General features: G+C 62.8%; 14 protein-coding genes. 9 read left to right on the top strand and 5 right to left on the bottom strand.

Annotated features, from left to right (window positions below):
- The first annotated feature begins 444 nt into the window (after nucleotides 1–444).
- From V5B39_RS19140 to V5B39_RS19120, 5 genes are all read left to right on the top strand, one after another.
- A complete protein-coding gene (locus V5B39_RS19140) occupies nucleotides 445–834 on the top strand; it encodes a hypothetical protein (RefSeq protein ID WP_332344456.1) in 390 nt (129 codons plus the stop codon).
- A gap of 78 nt (nucleotides 835–912) precedes the next feature.
- Nucleotides 913–1,722 carry a DNRLRE domain-containing protein gene (locus V5B39_RS19135; protein ID WP_332344454.1) on the top strand — a complete coding sequence of 270 codons (810 nt, stop codon included), beginning with the start codon at nucleotides 913–915 and terminating at the stop codon, nucleotides 1,720–1,722.
- Nucleotides 1,723–1,795: 73 nt separating this feature from the next.
- Nucleotides 1,796–2,653 (top strand): RNA polymerase sigma factor, encoded by an 858-nt coding sequence (locus tag V5B39_RS19130; RefSeq protein ID WP_332344453.1) that lies wholly within the window; start codon nucleotides 1,796–1,798, stop codon nucleotides 2,651–2,653.
- Nucleotides 2,650–3,501 carry a cupin domain-containing protein gene (locus V5B39_RS19125; RefSeq protein ID WP_332344452.1) on the top strand — a complete coding sequence of 284 codons (852 nt, stop codon included), beginning with the start codon at nucleotides 2,650–2,652 and terminating at the stop codon, nucleotides 3,499–3,501. Before V5B39_RS19130 ends, V5B39_RS19125 begins: the two co-directional genes overlap by 4 nt.
- A complete protein-coding gene (locus V5B39_RS19120) occupies nucleotides 3,483–4,022 on the top strand; it encodes a hypothetical protein (RefSeq protein WP_332344451.1) in 540 nt (179 codons plus the stop codon). The genes V5B39_RS19125 and V5B39_RS19120 overlap by 19 nt, the downstream gene beginning before the upstream one ends.
- Nucleotides 4,023–4,035: 13 nt before the next feature.
- On the opposite strand, the gene V5B39_RS19115 is transcribed toward V5B39_RS19120, so the two are convergent.
- A complete protein-coding gene (locus V5B39_RS19115; protein WP_332344450.1) occupies nucleotides 4,036–5,469 on the bottom strand; it encodes an HDOD domain-containing protein in 1,434 nt (477 codons plus the stop codon).
- Nucleotides 5,470–5,514: 45 nt separating this feature from the next.
- Nucleotides 5,515–7,035, bottom strand: coding sequence for a helicase HerA-like domain-containing protein (locus V5B39_RS19110; protein ID WP_332344449.1), 1,521 nt, complete (start codon nucleotides 7,033–7,035; stop codon nucleotides 5,515–5,517).
- A 137-nt stretch (nucleotides 7,036–7,172) separates the two neighbouring features.
- Between V5B39_RS19110 and V5B39_RS19105 the strand changes: the two genes are divergently transcribed.
- The 4 genes from V5B39_RS19105 to V5B39_RS19090 all read left to right on the top strand — a co-directional run bounded on the left by V5B39_RS19105 (nucleotide 7,173) and on the right by V5B39_RS19090 (nucleotide 9,928).
- Entirely contained in the window at nucleotides 7,173–7,898 is a 726-nt protein-coding gene (locus V5B39_RS19105; protein WP_332344448.1) for a YebC/PmpR family DNA-binding transcriptional regulator, read from the top strand.
- A gap of 39 nt (nucleotides 7,899–7,937) precedes the next feature.
- Nucleotides 7,938–8,711: a peptidoglycan-binding protein gene (locus V5B39_RS19100; RefSeq protein WP_332344447.1), complete on the top strand. Its 774-nt coding sequence runs from the start codon at nucleotides 7,938–7,940 to the stop codon at nucleotides 8,709–8,711.
- A gap of 150 nt (nucleotides 8,712–8,861) precedes the next feature.
- The gene (locus V5B39_RS19095; RefSeq protein ID WP_434735726.1) at nucleotides 8,862–9,221 is read left to right on the top strand and encodes a hypothetical protein; all 360 of its coding nucleotides are present in this window, start codon (nucleotides 8,862–8,864) and stop codon (nucleotides 9,219–9,221) included.
- 248 nt (nucleotides 9,222–9,469) lie between these two features.
- A complete protein-coding gene (locus tag V5B39_RS19090) occupies nucleotides 9,470–9,928 on the top strand; it encodes a hypothetical protein (protein ID WP_332344446.1) in 459 nt (152 codons plus the stop codon).
- A gap of 137 nt (nucleotides 9,929–10,065) precedes the next feature.
- Here V5B39_RS19090 and gltX read toward each other — a convergent pair whose 3' ends face one another.
- The 3 genes from gltX to V5B39_RS19075 form a co-directional block, all read right to left on the bottom strand.
- On the bottom strand, nucleotides 10,066–11,454 hold the full coding sequence (gltX, locus tag V5B39_RS19085; RefSeq protein ID WP_332344445.1) for a glutamate--tRNA ligase: 1,389 nt from the start codon (nucleotides 11,452–11,454) through the stop codon (nucleotides 10,066–10,068).
- A gap of 87 nt (nucleotides 11,455–11,541) precedes the next feature.
- Nucleotides 11,542–12,915 carry an HlyD family type I secretion periplasmic adaptor subunit gene (locus V5B39_RS19080; protein ID WP_332344444.1) on the bottom strand — a complete coding sequence of 458 codons (1,374 nt, stop codon included), beginning with the start codon at nucleotides 12,913–12,915 and terminating at the stop codon, nucleotides 11,542–11,544.
- A gap of 66 nt (nucleotides 12,916–12,981) precedes the next feature.
- On the bottom strand, nucleotides 12,982–14,237 hold a 1,256-nt coding region (locus tag V5B39_RS19075), incomplete at its 5' end, for a calcium-binding protein (protein ID WP_332344443.1).

Raw genomic sequence — 14,237 nt, 5'->3', positions numbered from 1 at the left:
TGGGAAGCGAGGCGCGGACCCGTCAGGGTCACGGCGAAAGCGAATTCAGGGGGCGACAGCGAGAAGAGAAGGAGCGGTGGGCTGCGGTGGGGTGCCTACACCAGCGCGCAGCGCTTTAGTTCAACGTGAAGTGGACATCCCATTTGACGCTTTGCTTTGCGTCATTATGCTGATGTGATCCATAAATCCGATCTGGAATTGTTGCCGAAACATGGAGATAGCGTACAGCCCTGTGGACTAAATTGTCGGCCAATGGCGTCGCCGTCAATGCCGCCATCCCGATCTGCCGTGACTGTGGCGCTTGAGCAGGCCGATCCCTCTCGGGAACTATAACATGCGATCCTCCGCGGCAGTGACTCGGTTAGAAGCGGTCTCGGATCAGTTCTCCGACAATCACCGGGCGGAATTCCTCCTCAAATCGCTGCTGGAATGTTGGAAGACTTTTTGAGGACCGCTTATGCCGGTCAGCGGCGCGTCCGCCTGCAGCTCGGTAGCGATTTTCCGTTCGAACTGCAGCCGACAGTCGGCCGTCTGTTCGATACCGTCCAGGGTTGGCAACTCTCACCCGAGCACTTTGCCGGCGCGCAACTGCTTGGCGAGATCTCTGCCGCGTCAAGCGGCGAGCGTGCGTCATCCTGGGGACAGACCGACCCGGCGACCGGAAAATGCTACCTCAAACTGCCCGTACCCGACCCACAAACGATACAACGCCTCGCCGAAGGGCTGTTGGGCCTGCTCGGCGGGCGGAAATGGCGGTACGCGGACGAACCCGTGCACGTCGCGATCCATCGGATTGCGGCGCCGGCCGGAACCTGGCCTGCATCCGCTGCGTGACTTCGTGCGTAAGGGTGTTGACGCAGGTGCAAAAGACGCACCTGTCATACCCCCCCAACCCACCACCGGAGATCACCGATGCATCACACCTTGACCTCGAAAGCCCTGCCGATTCTGCTTGCCAGCACGCTCGCCGGGGCAGCGCACGGCGCCACGACCATCCTGCAACCCGACGAAGCAAAGAGCGAGGACGTCTTTGTCTACGAATTTGCGATTCCCGGCTTTTTCGGCATTCCGACGGCAGCGCGGGTGACGAACCTGGACAGCCAGACGCTGAATGCGCTGAGCCCACCCCCCGTACCCTTCGGTAATTTCCTGGGGAGCAGCAACACCGTTCCCCTGATCGGCACGCTGGGTGAGACGCGCGCACACGATACCAGATCGCTGTTGCGCTTCGATCTGGGCACGCTGGGATTCTCCGCCGGGCAAATCCTGAACGCGAGGCTCAACCTCTTCGCCCTGCCGGGCCTGCCACCGTTCGACAATCCGACGACGAGTAAACCGATCACCACCGAGTTGCACCGCGTCACCCAGGCCTGGGGAGAGACGACGGTGACCTGGGAAACCCAGCCGACGGTCGCCGGAACATTCAGCTCAACGGTGCAGGACGGCGTGAACCAGTGGGTGTCGTTTGATGTCACCGGGCTCGTCCAGGACTGGTTGTCCGATCCGACGACCAACTTTGGTGTCGAGCTGTTGCAGCCCGACATCGTGATCGCCGACTCGGGCAGGCCGATCGCTTCGCTGTACGCGTCTTCCGCCTCGGCCAACGCGACGCTCCGCCCATTCCTCGAAATCTCGGCCACACCCGAGCCGTCGACATTTGCGCTGCTGGCGGGTAGTCTCGGCGTCGCCGGTTGGACCTCCCGGCGGCGGCGAGGCGTTTGAGTCCGTATCGGCGACACCGGTGCCGGGCTACTGCCGTCGCGCGCGGTCTGCACAGCGGGCAGGCCGGCATCTGGTGTCCGCCGCAAAAGACCTGTCGCCACAACCCACCCTGCATCGACCTTCCGGCGTGACCGTCCAGCCTGCTGCCTGCAAAGACTTTGCCGATACTGCCACCCGACAGCCCTCCGAAGTTCTCGCCAAAGCGTTTGGCCTGGCGATCCGGATCGGGCAGAATTCGTCCGATGTGCAAACCGAAGCTCATGAAATGAACGAAACCGACGATTGCGATCCCCGAACGCTGCCCGCGACCGACCCGGCTGAACTGACGGAAGGACAGGCACGGGTGCCGGGCATCCTGGCCGACGAGGCACGCCTGCAAGCCTGCATTGCCCGTATCGTTCACCAGGATGAGCAGGCGCTGGCCGAGTTGTACGAAGCACTGGCCGGCCGCGTCTATGGCCTGGCATTACGCATCACCCGCCAGGTGCAAACTGCCGAGGAGGTCACCGAGGACGCTTTCTGGCAAGTCTGGCGGCAGGCACCGCGTTTCGACGCTACCCGTGGCAGCGTCCTGGCCTGGGTGCTGACCATTGTCCGCAGCCGCGCGCTCGACGCCCTACGCCGCCGGGACCCGGCCGAAACACTCGATGAGGAGCGGCTTGCTGACCAGCAGGGAGGGGAAAATGATCCCCAGGATCTGCTGCTGGCCGTGCAGCGGCAGCACCGCCTGCATGCCGCGCTGCAGGATCTTGATCCGCTGCCCCGGCAACTGCTGGCACTGGCGTTTTTCCGGGACCTTTCGCACGAAGAGATTGCCTGCCAGATGTGTCTTCCTCTGGGGACGGTCAAATCCCATATCCGCCGCGCTCTTCTGCGCCTGCGCCGATTGCTCGGCGCCGATGATCCTCGCTCGCCAATGGTGACGCCATGAATCCCGAACAATTCACTCACCCCCCTGAAGACGACGGCGACACCCGCATATTGACTCCTCTGATCTGCGAGGGACTGCTGCCGATCGAACTGCCCGCACACCAGCGTACCGACCTGCGCAACCGCCTGCTGCGCCGGGTCGATGACAGCGTTCGCCGGCATGCCGGGCTGCGCACGGTTCGCACAGGCGACGGGAGCTGGCGCACGCTCAAGGCCGGCGTCCGCACCAAAACCCTCTGGGAGGGTCCGCAAGGCGCGTCGGTCCTGATCGAACTGGCCCCTGGAGCCCTGCTGCCGGTACACCGCCATCACCATCTCGAGGAAGGGATCGTCTTGCGCGGTGGCTTGCAACTCGGCGCACTGAACCTGGGACCGGGCGACTACCATGTTTCACCACCGGGCAGCCGGCATGCGCGCATTACGTCCCGCACAGGCGCACTGGCCTATTTGCGTGGCACCTCGCTTGGCCATACCCGAGGCGTACTCGGTGAGTTGCTCGGTGGCCTGATCCCGGGCGACGGGCCGGCCAGCCATACTGTTTTTGCTGGCGAAGGCGATTGGCACAGGATTGCCAGGGGTGTCGAGCAGAAGATTCTCTGGCGCGACGGCGACGTCATCTCGCGCTTCTTCCGTCTGGCGGCGGGAGCGCACCTGCCGGCGCACACGCACCATGGCGAGGAAGAATGCATCATGCTGAGTGGCGACGCCTTCTTCGGCGATATACTGGTTCAGACTGGCGACTTCCACCTTGCACCGGCTGGCAGCGACCACGGCGAGGTGCGCAGCGACTATGGCGCGCTGGCTTTCATCCGCGGCCGTGAGGTGCAGCCGTGCTCACCAGGACGGTGAGCCCGCGTTTTGTGATGATCAGCCGCTGGCGCCTGGAAACGACACGGGAACGCCTCTGGGAGCTGCTGATCAACCCGGTCAACTGGCCCGACTGGTGGCCATACCTGGCCAGCGTCAGCAACCTCGCGGATGGCGACCGCGATGGCATCGGTTCGCGGCATGCTTTCCTCTGGCGAAGCGGCCTGGGATACCTGCTGCGAATCGTGATGACCACCCGGCGCGCGGAACGCTGGCGAGAACTCGAAGCTACGGCCAGCGGAGACCTGCGCGGTATCGGGCTGTGGCTCATCGAGGAGGCCTCCCCCGGCGCAGTCTCCCTCACCTACCGCTGGGATGTCGAACTGAGCAAACCCTGGATGCGTCTGTGGGTCCCCCTGTTGCGGCCGATCTTCGCCTGGCGCCACTTCGCGGTGATGGCCTGCGGCGCCCGCGGGATGGCCCACCAGCTTGGCTGCCGACTGTCAGGGATCGAGGAGTGGTCGGTGATCTCGCCCGTCGACGAGGGCCTCCCCGTCAACTGAACGCAGACGCATTTCACTGGATGGCACCCACGAAGGCGGCGATGGTCGACTGAGCCTCCTGCAGATGCAGCAGGCAGTCGTTCCACTGTGTCTGACCCAGGTCGAGTTCGTCGAGCAGGGCGCTCAGCTCGGCGTCATTGCCGACAACGGCCGGACTGCCGAGCGCCGCATGCGCCGCCTGGTTGGCAAGACCGATCAGCGCGCAGAATACGCGCTCGTCGCCGGCTGCCGCAGGGTCATGATGGTAAGCGATGGCGGCAATGTACTTCGCCGGCAGATCCCAGCGCTCGGCGACCATTTCGCCCACCTCGGAATGGGTGAACTCGAACAGCGTGCGCTCGGCTTCGAGACTGCTCATGGCCGAACCGCGTCCGAGTTCGAGCACCTGTCGATAAACCGATTCCGCCTGCACGGCGAAGATCAGTTTGCCGATGTCGTGCAGAAGACCGGCCATGAACGCTTCATCGGCTACGCACCGTACCCGCGATGCGAGAAAACGTGCTGCGGTGGCTGTGGCGATCGAGTGTTTCCAGAAATCGATCAGGTTCAGTTGCCTGGTGCGAAAAGCGTCGAAAGCACCGACCGAGATCAGCATCCCCTGCACATTGATGAAGCCGAGCAGACGCACCGCGTCGGCGATGGTCGCCACACGGCGTGAGAAGCCGAAAAACGCCGAGTTGGCAACCCGCAGGATCTTGGCCGAGATCGCCGGGTCGTTAACCATCACCCGTTCGACTGCCCGGGCATCGATGTTGGGGTTCTGCATGACCTTCAGCGTTTTCAGGACGATCGTCGGCAAGGTCGGCACGTCGTAGACGTCGATCGGCCGCAGGCGCGCCAGCGGCTCCCCGGTCAGCTTGTTCGCACTCGCGGCAACGCCGGTCTCCAGCAGGCTCGCCGGCAGACCCGGATGGACCAACTGGAAAACATGCATCGGCTGCGGCAGGTCACGCAGTCGCAGCATGCCGGTATCGTGCAGGCTGCTGCTGGCGGGCAAGGAATCGCGCACCAGCGTTTCGGTCTTCGAAGTCAGCAGGGTCTGCCCGCCGTGCGTCACCGCCAGCAGGCGTGCCACACGGTTCACTGTCGTACCGAAGTAATCGCCATGACTCAGGTACGCCGGGCCGGTGTGCAGTGCGACGCGTACCCGTAGCGCGGTACGGGTCGGCCACTTCTCGGCAGCGACGCGGGTCTGGATCTGGCAGGCCGCCCTGAGCGCTTCGGCCGCATCGTCGAAAGTGACACAGAAGGCATCGCCAACGGTCTTGAAGACGTAACCGCCATGGCCTTCGATCGCCGACGAGAGCAGGACATTATGGCGCTGCAAGGCCGCGCGCATGGCCACCGACTCGCGCTCCCACAGGCTCGTCGAGCCTTCGATGTCGGTAAACAGGAAGGTCACGGTAATCAGCGACGCGTCGCCCAGGGTCATTTCTTCGAGTACCATTTGCAGCCTCGCTCGTTGGTCGTCGGGAAATCGAATCGACAAGACTCAGCGCCGGCGCGAGCCGCCGCCGAGAATCGAACCGAGAACGCCGCGAATGATCTCGTGACCCACCTGCGAGCCGATGGCACGCGCGGCGCTCTTGACCGCCGTCTCGATCACCGAATCGCTGTTGCGTCCCCGGCCGCTGCCCGAACCACCGCCGAACAGGTCGCTCAGCCCTCCCAGCCAGCCGCCACCCGGCGCAGCCGGTGCCGCCTCGCCAGCAGGCGCGCCACCGTTCGACGACGCGGCGACGGCGCTTCCTTTGAGCTTTTCGTAAGCCGACTCGCGATCGATGGCCTGCTCGTAGTGCCCGTAAACCGCCGAACTCCTGATCACTGCCTGCCGCTCCTCGGGGGTCTGCGGACCGATTCGCGACGCCGGCGGCAGAATGAAGGCACGCTCGACGACGCTCGGCCGGCCCTGGCCGTCGAGGAACGAAACCAGCGCCTCGCCGACGCCGAGTTCGCTGATCGCCGTTTCGGCGTCGAACTTCGGATTCGCCCGCAAGGTTTGCGCGGCCGCCTTGACGGCTTTCTGGTCTCGCGGCGTGAACGCGCGCAGCGCGTGCTGAACCCGGTTCCCGAGCTGACCGAGAACGGTATCGGGAATATCGAGCGGATTCTGCGTGACGAAGTAGATGCCGACACCCTTCGAACGGATCAGGCGCACCACCTGCTCGATCTTTTCCAGCAATGCTGCGGGCGCTTCGTTGAACAGCAGATGCGCTTCGTCAAAAAAGAAAACCAGCCTGGGTTTGTCGAGGTCGCCGACTTCCGGCAATTGCTCGAACAGTTCGGAAAGCAGCCAGAGCAGAAAAGTCGAATAGAGACGTGGCGAAGCCATCAGCTTGTCACCAGCCAGAATGTTGACCACCCCCCGGCCATCGTCGGTCTGCATCAGGTCGGCCATGTCGAGCATCGGCTCGCCGAAGAAGACCTCGCCCCCCTGCTCTCCAAGGTTCAGCAAGCCGCGCTGGATGGCGCCGATCGAAGCGGCCGAGACGTTGCCGTACTCGGTGGTAAAGCTCTTGGCGTTCTCACCGACATACTGGATCATCGCCCGCAGATCCTTGAGATCGAGCAGCAACAGACCGTTGTCGTCAGCGATACGAAACACCAGTTGCAGTACCCCGGCCTGCGTGTCGTTGAGATTCAGCAGCCGCGACAGCAGCACCGGCCCCATGTCCGAGATCGTCGCGCGCACCGGATGTCCCTGCGCGCCGAACACATCCCAGAAGGTGACCGGGCATTTCGCCGGCGCGTAGTCGGACACGCCGAGTGCGTCCAGGCGCGCCTGCAGTTTTGGCGTCAGGCTGCCGGGAGCGGCCAGGCCGGAGAGATCGCCCTTGACGTCAGCCATGAACACCGGCACGCCAATCGCCGAAAAGCGCTCGGCAAGCAATTGCAGCGTGATCGTCTTGCCGGTGCCGGTGGCGCCGGTGATCAGACCGTGCCGGTTGGCCAGGGCTGGCAGCAGGGCCAGATCGATATCTTCGTGTCTGGCAATGAGCAGAGGGGTAACCATGATCGACTCCGAAAAAGTGGTAGCAGGAAGGGATGACCGGAAGTGCTAGAATGTGGGGTTTGATTATCAACCATTTGCGGTCGGGTTTGTTGCACCGGGCAGCCACCGGACCCGATCGGCAATCCTCAGAGGTCAGCATGGCAGGACACTCCAAATGGGCCAACATCCAGCACCGCAAGGGACGCCAGGATGAGAAGCGCAGCGCATCCTTTTCCAAGATCGCCAGGGAAATCACCGTCTCCGCCAAGATGGGCGGCGGCGACCCGTCGTTCAACCCGCGCCTGCGCCTGGCCATCGACAAGGGCAAAGGCGTCAACATGCCCAAGGACAAGATCGACAACGCGATCAAGAAGGGAACCGGCGAGCTTGAAGGCGTCGAATACATCGAAATCCGTTATGAAGGCTACGGCATCGGCGGCGCTGCGGTGATCGTCGACTGCCTGACCGACAACAAGACGCGCACCGTTGCCGACGTGCGCCACGCTTTCAACAAGTACGGCGGCAATCTCGGCACCGACGGCTGTGTCGCCTTCCAGTTCAGACACTGTGGGCAGTTGCTGTTTGCTCCCGGTACCGACGAAGCCGCGCTGATGGACGCGGCGATCGAGGCCGGCGCCGATGACGTCCTCTCCAACGAGGATGGTTCGGTCGAAGTGCTGACCGCGCCGAACGACTACATGGCGGTCAAGGAAGCGCTCGAAGCCGCCGGTTTCAAATCCGAATACGGCGGCGTGACGATGAAAGCCGAGAACGAGACAGCACTCGACGGCGACGAGTCGCTGCGCATGCAGAAGCTGATCGACGCCCTTGAAAACCTCGATGACGTTCAGGAAGTCTACACCAGCGTCGTGCTTGACGATTGAGCAGGCACGGCAGTAACTGATTATTTCGGGAGCTTGGCGATGGAAAAAATCACGGCATCAGACATCCTGGATCTGTCGGCCACTGCGGTTCCGGCGATCGTGCAAGGAATCGTGGACAATCAGCAGCTCATTGCTCGGGGAGAAATCGAGACCCCACTCCGGATTTGTCATTTCATGGCCCAGCTCGCACACGAAAGTGCTCACTTCAGGACGACTCGCGAGTTTGCCTCCGGCAATGCCTACGAAGGCAGAAAGGATCTGGGGAATGTGCAACCGGGAGATGGTCCACGGTATCGGGGACGGGGCCTGATCCAGACCACCGGGCGAGCGAACTATCGGGAAGCGCGTGACGACATCCGCAAGATCGTTCCCGAAGCGCCGGATTTCGAGCAGCAGCCGATGGAACTGGAAAAATTCCCGTGGGCCCTGTTGTCGGCGGTCTCGTATTGGCGGCGCCGGAATATCAACCGATTTGCCGACCGCGACGACATTCGCGCCGTCACGCGCGCAGTGAATGGCGGCCTCAATGGCTTCGATGACCGCCAACGCTACTTGATCAAGGCCAAGGCGATCTGGCTGGCGGAGAGTACGCCCACCGCCAGGAATCCGACGCTCCACCCTGGAGACCGCAACGATGCCGTCGTGGATCTGCAGAACGAGTTGATCGATGCCGGGTATCGTCTCTTGGTGGACGGCCATTATGGCGATCATACCAGGGAGGCCGTGCTGGATTTCCAGACACGGCACCGTCTCACTGCGGACGGCGTGGTGGGTGCGCGAACCTGGGCCGCACTGAGAGCCTCTACCGACTGAAATCCCGTCATGCCACCCGCAAGCAGTCGACAAACCGCCCGTAAAATGCATTCGGGAACCTGGCCGCATGCCCGGCCTGCATTGGATTGGCGCGGTCTCCTGTGCCGCCAGGGCGGATCGTTCCTGGATGGCTTGGCCATGGGGAGGCTGTTGACGGTGATCCCGGCAAGACTTTCCAAAGCAGGGCCGCGTTCGCTTGTGGTGCACAGCGTCCTTGCCGCCATCCTCTGCCAGGCATACGTCGCAGAAGCGCGGCCGGCCCGCTGTTCGACGAGCGACGAGGGCCATTTCAAGTGCGAGTTCCGGGCCACGGCGCGGGACGGCAGTTTTCAGATCTCGGCCCAAGGGAAGCCGACTTACACCTTGAATATGGTGGAACCGGGATTCGCTTACGGTTTCCTCAATCTTAGCAAAGGCAATATTCCCCTGCCTGGCCGCTTCGTTCGCAACCCCACTGAAAAGGCGTGCTGGGAAAACGACGCGACATCAACCCGGATTTGCGCGTGGTGAGCAGACGGACGACCAGCGCGGGCACCTGCTCACGAACCATGCGCACCAGCGCCCCGACAAAACAACACCTTACCGTGGCGGAAGAGCATCCGTCGGTTCCTGACAGGAAACCACTTCGCCCAATCGATAGATTCGATTCAAACAACGCCTAACGGTCATGAAAGTCATCGTTTCCGTCTCCCCCTACCCCCGCGATGAAGGAGAATTCCTGAGTCGCATACACGACTTTCACATTAGAAGGAAAAAGCATGCGTAATTATGCCGTCGATAGCCCCGAAGCCATTTCACGGATTATCGCTCTTGCTCTGCTCGCCGATGGTGCGCTTGACCATTGCGAACTGATGTCACTCGAAAAGCATGCGCTTTTCGAAAAGCTGCGCATTGACCCCGAGACCCTCGATCGAGTCATACATGAATTCTGCAATGACATGCTGCAGGTCGCCCGCCCTCCCAATGTCGGGCAGATCGAGCTTGATCGCGAACTGATCGATCACCTGCTCGACGATATCGGTTCGCCTGAACTTCAGCAACAGGTACTGAGCGCCGTACTCGACATCGTCAACGCCGACGGTTGCCTCAACCCCGGCGAAGCCCTTCTGGTTTCGCTGGCGATGAGCCACTGGGGATTGGAACTGCAGAGGGTAACGCGGATCGAGGTACGAAAAGCACATCCCGTACCGCTAGTCATCCCGCAACAGTTCGGGTGAGCTTGTGATCTCTTCGCCGGCCATGGGAAGTCCTGACCGTGCGCTTCGCACACTCTAACGGCCATGACTTTTCCAAGCACCCCGATCATGAAAGGTCCGTAACCAATCACCCCCTGACGGGGATGGACCGTCAGGTCTTACCTGGCCACAGCGAGTCGCTTGAGCACCGTCTCGCGCGGGAAAAGGGCGACCACGGCATCGACCGACGGCGTCTGTTCCAGGCCGGTCAGCAGCACGCGCAGCGGCATCGCCAGCTTGGGCATTTTCAACCCGTGCCTGGCAACGCTGGCCTTGATCAAGGCGCCAATTGCAGCGGCTTCCCAGGCAACCGACGGCAGGTGATCGATGAAATCTGCCAGCGCCGGCAGCGTTTCCGGTGTCAGGTGTTTTGCCAGAAGATCCGCTTTCGGATGCAGTTCGATGTAGAACACTTCCGCGAGGTCGGCAAGTTCATTGAGGTTGGCGGCACGCTCCTTGTACAGATCAATGATCGCCGCGAGCGACGGTGCAGCGGTCACCGTGACGCCGCGCGCCTGCAGCCGTGGCTGCACCAGCTCTGCCAGTCGCGCTGTTTCGGCGCGCTTCAGGTAGTGTGCATTGAGCCAGTTCAGCTTCTCGGTGTTGAACTGTGCTGCCGACGGGGTGATATGGTCGAGGTCGAACCACTCGCAGAACTGCGGCATCGAGAAAATCTCGTCATCGCCATGCGACCAGCCAAGGCGCGCGAGATAGTTGAGCACCGCTTCCGGCAGATAGCCTTCGTCATCGTACTGCATGACGCTGACCGCACCATGCCGCTTAGACAGTTTCTGGCCATCATCGCCAAGAATCATCGACAGGTGCGCATAGCGCGGCGATGGTGCGCCGAGCGCCTGCAGGATGTTGATCTGACGTGGGGTGTTGTTGACGTGGTCGTCACCGCGAATGACGTGCGTGATGCCCATATCCCGGTCATCGACGACGACGCAGAAGTTGTAGGTCGGCGTGCCATCGGCGCGCGCAATGACCAGGTCGTCAAGTTCATCATTGGCGATCTCGATCCGCCCCTTGACGAGATCATCCCAGGCGACCACTCCGTCGGTCGGATTTCTGAAGCGGATCACCGGCTGCACTCCCGCCGGCGGCGCCGGCAAGGTCTTGCCCGACTCCGGACGCCAGCGACCATCGTAACGTGGCTTGAGGCCTGCGGCACGCTGCTCTTCACGCAGGCGATCGAGTTCTGCCGGCGTCATGTAACAGGGGTAGGCGCTACCGGCCAAGAGCATTTCTTCGATGACCGCCCGGTAGCGAGACATCCGTTGCGTCTGGTAGAAGGGCCCCTCGTCGTGGTTGAGCCCCAGCCAGTGCATGCCATCCAGAATCGCCTGCACGGCTTCCGGGGTCGAACGTACCAGGTCGGTGTCCTCGATGCGCAGGATGAAGCGGCCGGCATGGTGGCGAGCGTAAGCCCACGAGAAAAGCGCAGTGCGCGCCCCGCCGATATGCAGGAAACCGGTTGGCGAAGGCGCAAAACGGGTACGGATCATGGTCATTCTTCGCAGTCTGGCAAAGCGCCCATTCTAGTCGTAGTCAGGCATCGAACTCGAGGCGGTTGCCGGAAAAACCCGCCATGCTCAACGTTCCCTGGCCGACTCGTGCCAGGCCTTGCGTACTGGCGAGAGCAGATACTCGGCGACGGTTCGCTGCCCAAGGCGAATTTCGGCATGTGTCTGCATGCCCGCGCCGAGGGCAAAGTGCTGGCCATCGATCGCCAGATGCATGTCCTTGAGCGCGACCAGTGCCTTGTATCCCAGTCGCCGGTTTCTGGGCAGAGCGTCATTCCGGCCCGTTTCTGCCGGATCGCCAGGACTGTCCGCCGAATCGGCGCCGACATGCTCGACGGTCCCTTCGACCATGCCGTACTTCTGGAATGGAAAAGCAGCGAATTTGAGCTTGACCGCTTGCCCCGGCCGGACAAAGCCGATGTCTTCGTTGGACACCCAGACTTCGGCACGCAGGATGTCGTTTTTCGGCACCAGCGTCAGCAGCACGGTGCCCGGTTGCACGACGGTGCCCGGACTGTGTGTGGCGAGTTCCTTGACGACGCTGTCCTGGTTGGCCCTGAGTTCGAGAAGTGTCTGGCGGTGGCTTTGCTTGGCGAGTTCCTGCGCCAGCCGGTCGGACTGGCCCTGGACTTCGTTACGTTCGGCATGCAACTGGCGCCGGTAGTCGCTGTCGATCTGCGCCAGCTTGCGCTCGGATTGCGAGATGCCGGCCCTGGCGGAGGCAATCAGATGATCCTGCGTTTTCAGCTCCTGCTCCTTTTCGATCCGTTCACGCTGCTTGTCGCTCGCCATCAGCGGGCCGGCGAAGCCATCCCTGGCCAGTTTGTTGAAGGCCTCGTCCTGTGCGCGGTAGTGCGGCAGCGTGTCAGCAAGTTTGCTGCGGATCTGCTCGGCCGAGGCCAACTCGTGACGCGCCTTGAGCAGACGGCTTTTCTCTTCGGCCAGCGAGGCTTCGAGAGCGATCCGGTTGGCACGGTATTGGGCGGCCATTTCCCGGGACAGTTCAGAGGCATCGCCGTCAGCCGGAACATACGGCCGATCGGCCAGTTCGGCGTCGATACGCGTGAGCGTCGCGCGCTTGCGCCGGTGCTCGGCCATCAACGATTTGAAATCGGCGTCGGTGATCCGCGTATCCATGCGCATCAGCACCTGCCCGGCACGAACGGTCTCTCCTTCGCTGACCAGAATCTCCTTGACGATGCCGGATTCGGCCGGTTGCACGATCTTCAGGTAGCTTTGCGGGATCAGTTTGCCTTCGGCGACGGCGACGATGTCGAGCTGGCCGAGCAGCGCCCAGCACAGCAGCGCTGCCAGCAGGGCCAGCAGGGTCCAGAGCACCTTACGACCGAGCGGATTGGGCGGCGAGTCAGTGAGTCGCAGCAGGGCTGGTGAAAAGTCGAGCGGATCGGCCTCGAGCGACTTTGGCTTGAACAGGGCAGACATAACAATCCTGCGCTCAGTGGGTGGAAGGAACGGTAGCCCTTCGCCACTCGACAGTCATCAGGATCCTCACGCGAGTCGTTGCATGCCGATCTGCAATCCGACCAGCGGCGTCAGCGCCTGCGCCGAGTTGCCGAACGCCGGGTCGGCGAGAACGCCGATTGCCGGCGTCACGCCGATTCCTGTCAGGCTGCCGTTGCGGCCGTACTGATAGGCGAGATCGCCACCGAGCGCGGCGCTGTCCGAACCGGCCAGCTGAAAGCGGGTCAGGGCATCGCTCAGTGCCCACTGAGTCAGTGTCGGGGCAGCGCTGCGAGCGGCGTCGAAGGCGTCGACCAGGCCAGCAAAATCGAAGGTTTCCACCTTCTGGTCACGCAGCGGATCGCTCCCGCCGGCATCGAAGTCGGCCATGGCCTCGGCGATCACCTGCAGACGGAGCACGCTGCGAATGGCGGTCGGGCCTGCGGCATACCAGTCCTTGAAGGTGACTTGGTCACCACTCCCGATCGTCATGACAAGGTCGCCATTCGACTGGCTGAACGATAGATCCGAGTAAGCAACACCGCCGCCGAGCGAAAGCACGCCCTGGCCTGAGTCACTGGCCACGAGCGTGTCGCGACCATCGCCCCGGTTGAAGACGATGACATCATTGCCGGCGCCGCTGTGCAGCGTGTCGTTGCCGGCGCCCCCCAGATACATCTCCGCACCAGCGCCGCCGCTGAGCAGGTCATTACCGGCGTCGCCATTGAACAGCGTGCTGCCGCTGCTATCGGTCAGTGTGTCGTGACCGGTTCCACCTTCGAGAATGTCGGCGCCGAGGCCGCCGTTGAGCGTGTCGTTACCTGCCTGGCCGCTCAACAGGTCGTCGCCGGCATTGCCGCGCAGGCTGTTGGCGAGTTCGTTGCCGGTCAGCGTGGCGGCGCTGGTGACGGCGAGGTAGAGGTTCTCGACGTTGGCCGCAAGGGTGTGCTCGCTGCCGTAGCCATAGACGCTGTCGTGGCCCTGGTCGGGGTTTTCGAGCACGCGGTCGCCGGCGCCCAGGTGGTAGATGTCGTTGCCGAGACCGCCGGCGAGCACATTGGCGGCGCTGTTGGCTTGCCCGTAGAGCATGTTGGCGAGGTCATTGCCGGTCGCGCCGACCGGATCGCTGCCGGTCAGGTTGAGCCGTTCGAGGTGGTCGCCGAGGACCCAGTCGATCGGGCTGTGGACGATGTCGTTACCTTCGCCGGCCGCTTCGACGACCTGGTCGCCGACATGATCGACGGTGTAGTGGTCGTCACCGGGACCGCCGACCAGCGTGTCGGCGCCGAGGCCGCCGTTGAGCG

The sequence above is a fragment of the Accumulibacter sp. genome (genome assembly GCF_036625275.1).
In the GTDB taxonomy this organism is placed as follows: Bacteria; Pseudomonadota; Gammaproteobacteria; order Burkholderiales; family Rhodocyclaceae; genus Accumulibacter.
Note: the sequence above shows the minus strand (reverse complement) of the source record. Positions and strands in the feature narration are given on the sequence as shown.

Coding starts and splice junctions, on each gene's coding strand:
- V5B39_RS19135 (WP_332344454.1), top strand. CDS start 913: ATGCATCACACCTTGACCTCGAAAGCCCTGCCGATTCTGCTTGCCAGC.
- V5B39_RS19125 (WP_332344452.1), top strand. CDS start 2,650: ATGAATCCCGAACAATTCACTCACCCCCCTGAAGACGACGGCGACACC.
- V5B39_RS19115 (WP_332344450.1), bottom strand. CDS start 5,469: ATGGTACTCGAAGAAATGACCCTGGGCGACGCGTCGCTGATTACCGTG.
- V5B39_RS19110 (WP_332344449.1), bottom strand. CDS start 7,035: ATGGTTACCCCTCTGCTCATTGCCAGACACGAAGATATCGATCTGGCC.
- V5B39_RS19105 (WP_332344448.1), top strand. CDS start 7,173: ATGGCAGGACACTCCAAATGGGCCAACATCCAGCACCGCAAGGGACGC.
- V5B39_RS19100 (WP_332344447.1), top strand. CDS start 7,938: ATGGAAAAAATCACGGCATCAGACATCCTGGATCTGTCGGCCACTGCG.
- V5B39_RS19090 (WP_332344446.1), top strand. CDS start 9,470: ATGCGTAATTATGCCGTCGATAGCCCCGAAGCCATTTCACGGATTATC.
- gltX (WP_332344445.1), bottom strand. CDS start 11,454: ATGATCCGTACCCGTTTTGCGCCTTCGCCAACCGGTTTCCTGCATATC.
- V5B39_RS19080 (WP_332344444.1), bottom strand. CDS start 12,915: ATGTCTGCCCTGTTCAAGCCAAAGTCGCTCGAGGCCGATCCGCTCGAC.